Source organism: Achromobacter sp. FW305-C-13 (assembly GCF_058783475.1).
Genome location: NZ_JBYSYN010000007.1, coordinates 1 through 11,873 on the forward strand (window position 1 = coordinate 1; position 11,873 = coordinate 11,873).

At 64.0% G+C, this 11,873-nt stretch carries 10 protein-coding genes; 6 read left to right on the top strand and 4 right to left on the bottom strand.

Features of this window, described 5'->3' with window-relative positions:
- Positions 1 to 375 precede the first annotated feature (375 nt).
- Both rng and AC3WMU_RS29125 read left to right on the top strand, forming a co-directional pair.
- The gene (gene rng / locus AC3WMU_RS29120; RefSeq protein WP_035213236.1) at positions 376 to 1,839 is read left to right on the top strand and encodes a ribonuclease G; all 1,464 of its coding nucleotides are present in this window, start codon (positions 376 to 378) and stop codon (positions 1,837 to 1,839) included.
- A 272-nt stretch (positions 1,840 to 2,111) separates the two neighbouring features.
- The gene (locus AC3WMU_RS29125) at positions 2,112 to 2,813 is read left to right on the top strand and encodes a DUF3053 domain-containing protein (protein ID WP_280030058.1); all 702 of its coding nucleotides are present in this window, start codon (positions 2,112 to 2,114) and stop codon (positions 2,811 to 2,813) included.
- 26 nt (positions 2,814 to 2,839) lie between these two features.
- On the opposite strand, the gene AC3WMU_RS29130 is transcribed toward AC3WMU_RS29125, so the two are convergent.
- Positions 2,840 to 4,306 (bottom strand): sensor domain-containing diguanylate cyclase, encoded by a 1,467-nt coding sequence (locus tag AC3WMU_RS29130; RefSeq protein WP_006224867.1) that lies wholly within the window; start codon positions 4,304 to 4,306, stop codon positions 2,840 to 2,842.
- Positions 4,307 to 4,469: 163 nt separating this feature from the next.
- Between AC3WMU_RS29130 and AC3WMU_RS29135 the strand changes: the two genes are divergently transcribed.
- The gene (locus AC3WMU_RS29135) at positions 4,470 to 5,615 is read left to right on the top strand and encodes a GGDEF domain-containing protein (RefSeq protein ID WP_492283352.1); all 1,146 of its coding nucleotides are present in this window, start codon (positions 4,470 to 4,472) and stop codon (positions 5,613 to 5,615) included.
- A 30-nt stretch (positions 5,616 to 5,645) separates the two neighbouring features.
- On the opposite strand, the gene AC3WMU_RS29140 is transcribed toward AC3WMU_RS29135, so the two are convergent.
- The 3 genes from AC3WMU_RS29140 to msbA all read right to left on the bottom strand — a co-directional run bounded on the left by AC3WMU_RS29140 (position 5,646) and on the right by msbA (position 9,730).
- Positions 5,646 to 5,876, bottom strand: a complete 231-nt coding sequence (locus tag AC3WMU_RS29140; RefSeq protein ID WP_088591601.1) for a hypothetical protein — start codon at positions 5,874 to 5,876, stop codon at positions 5,646 to 5,648.
- Positions 5,877 to 6,012: 136 nt separating this feature from the next.
- On the bottom strand, positions 6,013 to 7,818 hold the full coding sequence (locus AC3WMU_RS29145; RefSeq protein WP_492283353.1) for a monovalent cation:proton antiporter-2 (CPA2) family protein: 1,806 nt from the start codon (positions 7,816 to 7,818) through the stop codon (positions 6,013 to 6,015).
- A gap of 136 nt (positions 7,819 to 7,954) precedes the next feature.
- Entirely contained in the window at positions 7,955 to 9,730 is a 1,776-nt protein-coding gene (msbA, locus tag AC3WMU_RS29150) for a lipid A export permease/ATP-binding protein MsbA (RefSeq protein ID WP_006224871.1), read from the bottom strand.
- A gap of 106 nt (positions 9,731 to 9,836) precedes the next feature.
- On the opposite strand from msbA, the gene AC3WMU_RS29155 reads away from it, so the two are divergent.
- Genes AC3WMU_RS29155 through AC3WMU_RS29165 form a run of 3 tightly spaced genes read left to right on the top strand, consistent with a single transcriptional unit; the run spans position 9,837 to position 11,870 of the window.
- Positions 9,837 to 10,808, top strand: a complete 972-nt coding sequence (locus tag AC3WMU_RS29155; RefSeq protein ID WP_006224872.1) for a glycosyltransferase family 9 protein — start codon at positions 9,837 to 9,839, stop codon at positions 10,806 to 10,808.
- Between the two features lie 16 nt (positions 10,809 to 10,824).
- Positions 10,825 to 11,589 (top strand): YdcF family protein, encoded by a 765-nt coding sequence (locus AC3WMU_RS29160; RefSeq protein WP_006224873.1) that lies wholly within the window; start codon positions 10,825 to 10,827, stop codon positions 11,587 to 11,589.
- Entirely contained in the window at positions 11,586 to 11,870 is a 285-nt protein-coding gene (locus AC3WMU_RS29165; RefSeq protein WP_454676424.1) for a YkgJ family cysteine cluster protein, read from the top strand. The genes AC3WMU_RS29160 and AC3WMU_RS29165 overlap by 4 nt, the downstream gene beginning before the upstream one ends.
- The last annotated feature ends 3 nt before the right edge of the window (positions 11,871 to 11,873 follow it).

The following is an 11,873-nucleotide window of genomic DNA, read 5'->3' on the forward strand; positions in this document are numbered from 1 at the left end:
TTGCCTGATTTGCTGCAATCCTTGCAATAACCGCTGGCGCTCATTTCTGAACTCTTCGCGGCAGGCTTGGCTGGGTTGCCCCGGTTTCGCCTGTTGTGCTTGCTTGGCCTCGCAGTTCAAAAACGTCTGAACTGCGAAGGAGCGAGACTATAGCACAAGTTTTGGGGCTGTCATGCGGGGCGAGAAAGAAAATTGCCAGGACATTGCGCGGGCGACTGTGAGGATCTGCCTCCCTCTATATATAGAGGCCGGGATTTGCCTGCCTCTCTATATATAGTTGCCCCGCCCGGCTTGCCTCCCCTTGGGGTACGTTTACTATTCGCCTGTACGCCGCACCTAATTGGAGACGAACACGCTATGCCCCCAGCCATCGCCCTGAGCGAAGATATCCTGATCAACGTCACCCCCTTTGAAACCCGCGTTGCGCTGGTCGAGCTGGGGTCCGTCCAGGAGCTGCACGTGGAACGCAGCATCCAGCGGGGCCATGTCGGCAATATCTATCTGGGGCGGGTGGTTCGTGTGCTGCCTGGCATGCAAAGCGCTTTCATCGACATCGGACTGGAACGTGCGGCCTTCATCCATATCGCGGACCTGCGCGAAAACCGGAGTGAGCGCAGCCAGGGCCTGACGCCCACGCCCATCGAAAAGCTGCTGTTTGAGGGACAGACCATCATGGTCCAGGTGGTCAAGGACCCCTTGGGCACCAAGGGTGCGCGCCTGTCGACCCAGATCAGCATGGCCGGGCGGATGCTCGTGTATCTACCGCATGATCCGCACATCGGTATTTCGCAGAAGATCGATTCCGAGTCCGAGCGCATCCAGCTGCGGGAACGCGTGCAGGCGTTGATGCCGGCCGAGGAAAAAGGCGGATTTATCGTCCGCACCCAGGCCGAGGGCGCCAACGACGAGGAACTGACGGCCGACCTGGAATACCTGAGGAAGCTTTGGGCGAGCGTTCAGGCCGCGGCCCGCACCCAGCCCGCCCCCGCCCTGCTTCACCAGGACCTGACGCTGGCGCAACGGGTCCTGCGCGACATGGTGGGCCCGGGCACGGGCACCATTCTGGTGGACTCGCGCACGACCAGCGCGGCCATGCTGGAATGGGCACGCATTTACACGCCGTCGGTGGTGGACCGGATCCAGCACTACAGCGGCGAACGACCGCTGTTCGATACCGCCAACGTGGATGATGAGATCGCGCGCGCGCTGTCTCGCCGCGTGGACCTGAAATCCGGCGGTTACCTGATCATCGACCAGACCGAAGCGCTGACCACGGTGGACGTCAATACCGGTGGCTTCGTGGGCGGACGCAATTTCGACGACACCATCTTCAAGACCAATCTGGAGGCGGCCCAGGCCATTGCCCGCCAGCTTCGGCTGCGCAACCTGGGCGGGATCGTCATCCTGGACTTCATCGACATGGAAGAACAGGAGCATCGCGATACGGTTCTGGCCGAACTCAAGAAGGCCCTGTCACGCGACCGTACGCGCATGACCGTCAACGGCTTTACGCAATTGGGCCTGGTGGAGATGACGCGTAAGCGCACGCGAGATTCGCTGGCGCATCAGCTGTGCGAGCCCTGCCCCATGTGCGAATCGCGCGGCAATGTGCGCACACCGCGCACGGTCTGCTATGAGATCCTGCGGGAGATCCTGCGCGAGGCCCGCCAGTTCAACCCCAAGGAATTCCGCATTCTTGCCTCGCAAGACGTGGTGGACCTGTTCCTGGAAGAGGAAAGCCAACACTTGGCGATGCTGGGCGACTTCGTGGGCAAGCGCGTGTCGCTCGAAGTGGAGAGCACGTACTCGCAAGAGAAATACGACATCATCCTCGTCTAGCCTTTCACGCTTGCGATGGGTTTGATGCGCGCCTGATGGTGGCGCATCAACTGGTCGCATAGACCGTTGCGATTCGCATTGCCCCTCTCGCGCGATAGCAGGTTGCCGACTTCTTTTCAACGCGATCTGTATGGATTGTGTGTCTTAACAATTCGTTTGAAATGAAGTTTGAAACCGATGGCGGCGCGAAGAGGTAGCCGATAAGCTGCGGGCGCTTTGCGGGGTATCGCCTCGCCTGGCGCTTTTTTCTTATGCTTTCGGAGGTCAATGCAATGAAGTCCCTATTCCGTCCGTTCCTGGTGCTGGTCGCAGCGTTGCCGCTGGTGCTGGCGGCCTGCGGCAACAAGGAGCCTGAACAGCGCGCGGCATTCACGCAGTTCCTGCAAACCCGCATCGTCGACAAACCCGGCGTGCGCGTGCCCACGTTGACGGATGAAGAGAAGAAGTCCTTTGGCGATTACGCGGCGCACTACGCCGTGATCACCGACTTCAATTCCAGCATGGACGCATCGGTCAAGCCCCTGTCGGGCATCATGCAGAAGGGCGCCGTGCGTTCGCTGAACGATATCTTGACGCGCCGCGATGACCTGAAGAACGTGCAGACGTCCATCAACGACATGGGTGCGGCATTGAAGGAACAGAAAGCGAAAGCCGACGCTGCGCGTGCGCAGTTGAAGCAACCCGACGACCTGAAGGCCATGTACGACAAAGCCTATGACAAGACCGTGAGCCTGCCGGCCGATACGTTCCGCGATGTGTTGCCGCAGTTGAACGCCACGTTCGACAGCAGCTTGAAGATCGCCGATTATGTCGATGCCCATAAGGCGCAGATCGAGATTTCGGGCTCTATCGTGAAGGTGCAGGATCCGGCCGTGCAAGCCGAGCTGAATCAGCTGCTGCAAGACCTGAATGCCCAGGCGAAAAACCTGCAACAGGCCAACACGCGCATGCAAGCCGTGATGCTGGGCCGCTGATTGACGGCATGCCCGCCCGCCGACGATCAGATCGAGACCACCCGGTTGCGGCCGGTTTTCTTGGCCTGGTAGACCGCGGCGTCGGCGGCTTCAACCAAGGCGGATGCCTCGTCCTCCGCCTTGGGAATCGCGGTAGCGACGCCGATGCTGACCGTGACCATACCGCCCTCATTGTCCTGGTGCGGGACGCGCAGTTCGGCAATTGCGCGCCGGATCGTCTCCGCGATGCTCATCGCACGTTGCCCGCTGGTGTTCGGCAACAGCACCACGAACTCTTCGCCCCCGTAGCGCGCGGCCAGGTCGCGCGGACGGCGGGCATTTTTCTTTAACGTCGACGCGACCCGCTTGAGCAGTTCGTCGCCTTCCTGATGGCCATAGCGATCGTTGTAGAGCTTGAAGCGGTCGGCATCCAGGAACAGCAGCGACAACGGTTGGCTGTCGCGCCGTGCGGCCTGCCATTCGCGGGCCAGCGTTTCATCGAACGTGCGGCGATTGGGGATGCCGGTCAGGCCGTCGGTCTGCGCCTGTATTTCCAGCTGCATCTCGAAAGCACGCCTTAAACGCATCTCGCGCCGGAACAGCACGATCTGCGCCATGACCGACAGGAAGAGCGCCAGCGTGACCGGAACGACCAGCGCGGCGCGCCGGACCCAGGGTGCGAGGATGTCGTCCACCGCCAGCGCGACGTTGATGACCAGCGGCGTATTGTCGATCTTCTCGAACGTGTGCAAGCGCTTGACGCCGTCCGGCGACAAGGTGCCCACGAACGCCCCCTCGCGGCGGATGAGGAATTGCTGAAAATCCTGAGGGAAATCGAATTCGCGGCCCATGTCCGACAGCGAGTAGGGATTGCGGACCAGCACCACGCCGTCATTGCGGAAAACCGTGATGGCGTCGCGTTCGCCGATCGACAAGCTGCCGAAGCGGTCGCGGAAGTACGCCAGCCGTAGCGAACCGACAACGACGCCCGCGAAGCTGCCGTCCGGACGGGAAATCCGCCGACTGATGGCGATGCTCTCGTCTCCGCCGCGCAAGGGGCTGCGGTACGGACGGCTCACGTACATACCGACGTCATCGGCGTCGCGGTGAACCTGGAAGTAGTCCCAGTCGGAAAAATTCCGCTCCGAGGGAATGATGTCTACCGAGGCATAACGCACGTAGCCGTTTTCGTCGAGCACGCCGATGGCGCCCAGGTATTCCGCCGAGGACGAACGGTCGAACAGGAAGCGGTGCAGGGCTTCGCCTTTGACGAGCTCGATGCCGGGTTCGCGCAGCCGTTCGACTACGCCTTGCAGCGACAGGTCGTACCCATGCAGGGTTCGGCTGATGTCGGCCGCCAGCACGCCGGTCAGGTTATGGCCTGCCGTATAGGCAGATTCCCAGGTCAGGCGCCTGTCGATCCACAGCAATGCCACCGCAGCCGCACAGATGCCGATTGCGACCAACCCGGCCAGCGCGTACAGGGTGCGATGCAAAAATCCACGCGACTTCAATGCGGCGCTCCTTCACGATGACGGTCGGATGTCGTGGCGGGTGTCTTTGGCGGCCTATCCGGCAAGATAATGCCGCTACCCCACGCCCTGCGCAAGATCACGGCTGGCAGACCCGCGCATAACCCGTGCATCGCCCGCGCCGCCCAGCTACGATGTCGCTCCTATGACCCACGACGATCGCATTTACAGCCTGCCCCGCTGGCAGGTCACCCAGTGGCTGGTCAACCCCGGAGGGGGTGTGCCGGCGGATATCCGCGTGGCGCTGATCGGCGGGCTGTTCGGGTCGCTGCCCATCTTCTTTGGCGGCATCATCAACACGTTGCTGGTGGCCGCCCTGATCACCTTCCGCCACCCTGAACCGGCATTCCTGTTGTGGCTCGCGCTGGAGTTGCTGGTGTGCCTGTCGCGGATCAAGGTGCTGGTAAACGCCCGCAAAGCGGCATCCGCAAACCTGCCCACACCCACCGACCTGTATGTGGTGCTGGCGCTGCTGTGGGCGTCGAGCGTGGGATACGGCACGTTCATCAGTTTGATCAGCGGCGACTGGATCGCGGCGACCGTGGCGTGCCTGTCCGCTGCGTCGATGGTGGGTGGCATTTGCGTCCGCAATTTCGGCGCGCCACGGATGTCGGCGGTCATGGTGGCGTTGAGCGTCGGACCTTGCGCGCTGGGCGCTCTGTTCACCCAAGAGCCGATTTTCTGGTTGGTGCTGGTTCAGGTACCGCTTTACATGACGTCCATGTCGATGGCGTCTTACCGGCTGAACGGCATGCTGGTGTCGACCATGCTGGCCGAGCGCGAAAACGAGCAGCATGCGCGCCAGGATTCGCTGACCGGCCTGCTGAACCGCCATGGACTCTTTCAGGCGCTGGATCAGGCGGTGGCCGAGGCCCGTCCGGGACACCGGGAATTCGCCGTGCTGTATCTGGATCTGGACGGATTCAAGGCGGTGAACGACACCTATGGGCATGCCGCGGGCGATGCGCTGCTCAAGCAAGTATCAGAACGTCTGTTGGCGCTGATTCCAGACGACGCCGTGGCGGCACGTATCGGCGGAGACGAATTCGTGCTGCTGATCCGCCAAACCCCCGACTGCGAGGCGCAGGCGGTGGGCGAGCGGATCGTGCAGTCCGTCTCGCAGCCCTATGATCTGGAACAGGAAAATCCGATTTTCATTGGCGGCAGCGTCGGTATCGCGTTGATTCCCCGCCATGGCGCCGATACGGCGGCCGTCCTGCATGCGGCGGACCGGGCGCTTTACCTGGCTAAATCGGCTGGCAAACGCCGCACAGCGATGGCGCAAGCCTGAACTCCGGACGCCTCGCGTCCGGAGCTGCCCTTACGACACCGCCGTGGCGGCGATGCGGAAGGGGAAGGCTCGGACGCCCCGCACCCTGTCGGTCTCGCGATGCGCGCTGATCGCCCAGGCAGGGCCAGCCCCGCCGGTGGACGACATCAGCTGGCGCATGGCACCGGCCGAAAACCCGCACTGCAAGGCCCGCGCCTGGCGCCGGGCAAGCTCAACACCCACAGCGTGCGGCGTCGTGAAACTACGATCCGATTGCAGCATGGCAGCCCCCTGGCAAATGCTCTTCATCAGTGAAGAGTCAGTGCAATTGAGACTACCCCAGTCTTTCGGGTTTGCGCGTGAAATGATACGTAAAGTAATGCAAAGATGCGGAAATATAGCGCGCGAAATAAGACTGTCATGCCAATGGGTTAGCGGCGGCCTCGGCAGCTTCGCGGTCCGGCTTGTCGTTCCTGCCGTCCGCGGGGCCCGTCATGTTGCCGTACAGCAGCGAACGGCCGGCAAACAAGCCACCTGCCACTTCCAGGTCGAAACGCTCGGTGTCGCGGCGGCGGACGTCTTCCACCACCTCCGCTGCCTCGTCAGGCGGGACGCCAATGACCCGTAACGCGGCTTCGCCGAACACCAGGGCGGATTCCAGGGTCTCGCGCACCTGGTAGTCCACGCCTTCCTTGGCGAGCGCCAGGGAATGGATCCGGTCGTAGGCGCGCACCACCACCCGGACCAGCGGGAATTCGGACTTGATCAACTTGACCATGTGATTCACGGCCTGGGGATTGTCGATGCAGATCAGGATGGCGCACGCATGTTCGGCGCCGGCGGTACGCAGCATGTCGATACGTGTTCCGTCCCCGTAATAGACCTTGACCCCCCACTTGGCCGCCGCCCGGATCGCGTCGGTGTCGGTATCCAGGATGGAAACCGTCAGGTCGCGGGCCAGCATCGCCTGGGTGACGATCTGCCCGAACCGGCCGAAACCGACGATCAAGGCGCAGCCATCCAGATCCTTGGCGACATCTACGTCGTCCATGGAGGGAGTGGGCTTGGGCAGCAACCAACGCAACGCCAGCACGCACAGCGGAGTCAGCGCCATCGAAATGATGACGACGGCTGTCAGCACCGCACCGGTATGCGCATCGAAAATACCGGCTGCCGCCGCCGCGCCATAGAGCACGAAGGCGAATTCGCCGCCCTGGGCCAGCAGCGCGGTGCGGGTCATGGCTTCGGCGTGGGAGGCGCGCAGCAGCCGCGCCACCACGTACACGCCCACGGACTTGACCAGCATGAACACCAGCACGGCCGCCAAGATCAGCGGCCATTCCCGGGCCACGGCGGACAGGTCGAGCGACATGCCCACGCCCAGGAAGAACAGGCCGAGCAAGATCCCGCGAAAGGGCTCGACCTCGGCCTCCAATTGGTGGCGGAACGTGGACTCCGACAACAGGACGCCGGCCAGGAAGGCGCCCATCGCCATCGACAGGCCGCCCAATTCCATCAATAGTGCTGCTCCCAGCACGACCAGCAAAGCGGCCGCCGTCATGACTTCGCGGGCATGGGCGGCAGCCAATAGCCGGAACAGCGGGTTCAGCAGCCAGCGGCCCGCCGCCAACAGCGCCAGGATGCATCCCACCGCAATCGCGGACTGCGTCCAGGGATCGCCCCGTTCGGCCCCGCCCGCCGGCGCCAGCAAGGCGACAAGCGCCAGCAACGGCACGATCGCCAGGTCTTCCAGCAGCAGGATAGAAACGATGCGCTGGCCCTGCCCGGTTGCGCTGTCGCCGCGCTCACCCAGGATCTGCATCACGATGGCCGTGGACGACAGCACGAACCCCATCGCGGCCATGAAGGCGGCGGGGCCAGACAGGCCGGCCAACAGGCCGACCCCTGTCAGCAGCGCGCCGCACGTCAACACCTGGGCCACGCCCAGGCCAAAGATTTCGGCGCGCAGCTTCCACAGGCGCGAAGGCTGCATTTCCAGCCCGATGATGAAGAGGAACATCACCACGCCGAGTTCTGCCACGTGCAGAATGGATTTCGGATCAGAGAAGAAACCGATCCCGAACGGACCAATGGCCAGGCCCGCCGCGAGGTAGCCCAGCACGGATCCCAGCCCCAGCCGCTTGAATATCGGAACGGCGATGACGGCCGCGCCCAGCAAGACGACGACGTTGACGAGTTGATTGCCTTCGGTAGGCAGAGCCATGTGGCGCTCCAGGTTGTACGGCGGGGGCCTGCTTCATTTTCCGGCAATCCGGGGGATTGGCAATCCGGAACTACGGCAGGCTGTAGACAAAAAAACCGCCACGAGTTGTGGCGGTTGGAAGGGGGTCGGTTTGCGATCAGTCGTCGCGGAACTGCATCTTGTAGAGCGAGGCGTACAGGCCATTGGCGGCCAGCAGCTCGGAGTGCGGGCCTTGTTCGACGATCTTGCCGGCGTCCAGCACGATGATGCGGTCGGCATTCTGGACGGTGGACAGGCGGTGCGCGATGACCAGCGTGGTACGGCCCTTCATCAGGCGTTCCAGCGAGGCCTGCACCTGACGTTCGGACTCGTTGTCCAGGGCGGACGTGGCTTCGTCCAGGATCAGGATGGGCGCGTTCTTGATCAGCGCGCGGGCGATCGCCAGGCGCTGACGCTGGCCGCCCGACAGGCGCGCGGCGTTCTCGCCCACCGGGGTATTGATGCCCTGCGGCAGGCCTTCCACGAATTCCAGCAGGTTGGCGGCCGCCAGGGCGTCGCGCACCTTCTGTTCGCTGGATTTGCCCAACGCGCCATAGCCGACGTTGGCGGCGATGGTGTCGTCGAACAGCACCACGTCCTGACTAACGAGCGACAGGTGCGAGCGCAGGCTGCGCAAGGTCAGGTCATTGATGGGGGTATCGTCCACCAGGATCGACCCGCTGTCGGCCAGCACGAAGCGCGGCAGCATGTTGACGAGCGTTGTCTTGCCGCTGCCGGACCGGCCCACCAGGGCGACGGTCTGGCCGGGTTCGACGACGAAGGAGATGTCGTTGACCGTGTCGCGGTCGGCGTCGGGGAAGCGATGCTTGACGTGGCGGAACTCCACCTTGCCGCGCACCGGTTCGGCGAGTTCCTTCGTGCCGGTGTCGTTCTCGGGCGTCTGGTCGATCAGCGTGAACACGCTTTCCGCCGACACCAGCATCTTCTGCATGCGGGCGGCGATGTTGGTCAGGCGCTTGATAGGGTCGAAAATCTGCGCCAGCGCGGCCATGAAGGAAGCGAAGCTGCCGACGGTGAGGGCTCCGCTGTTGGCCTGACTGAGCGCGACGGCGATGACCGCGCCGACCGAAATGGAGATGCAGACCTGCGTCAGCGGCGTCAAGGCCGCGTCCGCCGTAGCGGTGCGCATGGCGAAGCGGCGAAGGCGGCGGCTGACGAAATCAAAACGGCTGCGTTCGACTTCGTAACCGTCGAACAGCTTGATGACGCGCTGGCCGTCGATGCCTTCGCCGACCACGCGGGTCAGCTCGGCGTTCATGTTGACGGTGTCGCGGTTGATGCGGCGCAGGCGCTTGATGAAGAAGCGCGAGATCAGCACCGATACCGGCAGCATGATCAGGATGATCAGCGTCAGCACCCACGACATGTAGAGCAGCACGCAAATCAGGGCCACCACCACCAGGGTTTCGCGCACCAGCACCGTGATGACGTCGGTGGCGTAGCCGGTGACGTTGCCGGCGTCGATCGTGAAACGGTTGAGCAGCCGGCCGGTGTCGCCGCGCTTGAAGTCCGAATCGGGCAGGCCGAGCAGCCGTTCGAACATGTCGCGGCGCATGCCCAGCAACACATTATTGGCCACCCAGGCCAGCAGGTAGTCGCTGAAGAAGTTGCAGATCCCACGCAGCAGGATCAGACCCACGACCGCTAGCGGCAAGGCCCAGACATAATAGGGTTTGGCCCCGGAAAAGCCGCCGTCCAGCAAGGGCTTCATAATGACGGCCAGAACGGGTTGCGTGGCCGCCGCGCCCGCCATCAGCAGGACAGCCAGCAGCAAGCCCTTCCAGTAAGAACCCACGCGGCTGTAGATCCGGCTCCAGAGTTCAGACTTGACGGGGTTGGAATCCGCGGGTGCGTTGCGTGCGGCAGAATTCAAAGGGAACACTCGCTTTTATACAATTGTGCCCGGGATTGTACCGGCTACGCGCCGCCGCGCTGTACCGCCCACCCTCATTTCAGCCCCTATCGCCCTTCACCCACCCATGTCCGAAATCAGTTGCTTGTACGTCCGGTTACCCAATTGGGTGGGCGACGTTTGCATGAGTTTGCCCAGCCTGCGCGCCCTGGAGGCCAGTGGCCTGCCCCTGGTGATCTGCGCCCGCCCTTGGGCCCGCGACCTGCTCGATGGCGTGGCCAAGCAGGATTTTGTTCCCATGCGCGGCAAGGTTGGCCCCGATCGGGCTGCCGTCAGCGCCCACCGGCGCAGCCTGGGCGCCCTTGGCCGCCGCGCCCGCGGCTTGCTGCTGCCGGATTCCCTGTCCAGCGCACTGGTCTTCCGGCTGGCGGGCCTGCCTTCGGCCGGTTACCGGGACGACGGCCGCAGCTTCCTCTTGCGCTGGCCCGTCGCCAAGCCCGACGAGTCGCTGCACGCCGTGCAGTCCTGGCATCACCTTACCCGCGAGGCCCTGACCCGCTGGGGGCTGCCGTCCGGCCCCGCCCAGCCGGGCCCCACCCTGGACCTGCCGCTGACGCCCGCCCATCAGGAAACCGCCGACAAGGCGCTGCTGGCCGCCGGGCTCACCGCCCAGCGCTTTGTATTGATCGCCCCGACGGCTACCGGCCTGCACAAGGGCAAGATCAAGGTTTGGCCGGGATTCGATACACTGACCCGCGCCTTACAGGCATGCGGCCATACCGTGGTAATGTGCCCCCCTCCGGCCGAAACCGACGAGGCACGGCGCAATGCCCCCACGGCGCAGTTGCTCCCCCCCTTGTCGCTGGGCGCCTTTGCCGCGTTGACGGCCCGGGCGGCGCTGGTGATTTGTAACGATTCCGGTGTCTCGCACGTCGCGGCGGCGGCATCTGCCCGGGAACTCGCGCTGTTTGGCGTGACCCGCCCCGGACGCACCGGTCCGTGGTCCCCCCGGGCGGTATGCGTGGGATCGGAGCTGGCTTGGCCGTCCGTCGAAGAAGTTGAACAGCAGGCCATTACCCTGCTGGGCGGGACGAAGTAATCAGGATAGTTTTGACATGACCTTTTCCAGCTACCTCACGAATCTGATCATTCCTTACAACCTGTGCGTGACCCTGGTCGTCATCGGTCTGGTGCTGGGCCTGTTCCGGCTGCGCAAGACCGGCGGCGCCATTATTGCCGCGGGCTTGCTGTGGGCCCTGGCGTGGTCACTGCCGGCGACCTCGCTGTGGCTGGGCGGCGCACTGGAAAGCCGCTATCCGCACCTGCCTCCGGCGGCTTCGCCCACGGCTGACGCCATCGTGGTGCTGGGCGGCAATACGGCCAACGGCCGGGCCAACTGGTTCCTGCCCTATGACAAGGAGACCGCCGTGGTGCGTGTGGACACGGCGGCCCAGCTTTACCTGGCCGGCCGCGCGCCCAAGGTTGTGCTGTCGGGCGGGGCCCTGGAAGGCGACGTCAGCGAGGCCCGCGGCATGGCGCATGCCATCCGCCAGCAAGGCGTGCCTGAAACCGCCCTGATCCTGGAAAACTCCAGCCGCACCACCTACGAAAACGCTGCCCTGACCGAGGATACGTTGAAGTCGCGCGGTATCGGCAAGGTACTGCTGGTGACCTCGGCGCTGCACATGCCGCGCGCGATGGCGGCCTTCTCCAAGCAAGGCGTGGAAGCCATTGCCGCCCCTGCGCCGCCGCAGATCGTGGCGCCCACGGATGGTTCGCTATCGCTGTGGATACCCGACCAGCGCACCTTCGACGCCAGCCGCTCCATCATCAAGGAATACGCCGGCCTGTTCGTATATTGGCTGCGCGGATGGGTATGAGCCTGACGGCTGCGCCTGCCCTGGACTGCCGGGCGGGCTGCGGCGCCTGTTGCATCGCCCCGTCGATCACCCGGCCGATTCCGGGGATGCCCGAGGGCAAGCCGGCGGGCGTGCCCTGTATCCAGCTGCTGCCGGACATGCGCTGCGCGATCTTCGGCCAGCCGTCCCGGCCGGATTTCTGCGGCGGATTGCAACCCCAGCAAGATATGTGCGGCCCCGACCGCGAACACGCGGTCCGATGGCTGGCGGACCTGGAACGGGCGACCGCGCCAGGGCATTAAGGT

Bases quoted from the DNA above. Each gene is read 5' to 3' on its own strand.
- AC3WMU_RS29160 (WP_006224873.1), top strand. From the start codon at position 10,825: ATGACCTTTTCCAGCTACCTCACGAATCTGATCATTCCTTACAACCTG.
- AC3WMU_RS29125 (WP_280030058.1), top strand. From the start codon at position 2,112: ATGAAGTCCCTATTCCGTCCGTTCCTGGTGCTGGTCGCAGCGTTGCCG.
- AC3WMU_RS29140 (WP_088591601.1), bottom strand. From the start codon at position 5,876: ATGCTGCAATCGGATCGTAGTTTCACGACGCCGCACGCTGTGGGTGTT.
- AC3WMU_RS29135 (WP_492283352.1), top strand. From the start codon at position 4,470: ATGACCCACGACGATCGCATTTACAGCCTGCCCCGCTGGCAGGTCACC.
- AC3WMU_RS29155 (WP_006224872.1), top strand. From the start codon at position 9,837: ATGTCCGAAATCAGTTGCTTGTACGTCCGGTTACCCAATTGGGTGGGC.
- AC3WMU_RS29165 (WP_454676424.1), top strand. From the start codon at position 11,586: ATGAGCCTGACGGCTGCGCCTGCCCTGGACTGCCGGGCGGGCTGCGGC.
- AC3WMU_RS29145 (WP_492283353.1), bottom strand. From the start codon at position 7,818: ATGGCTCTGCCTACCGAAGGCAATCAACTCGTCAACGTCGTCGTCTTG.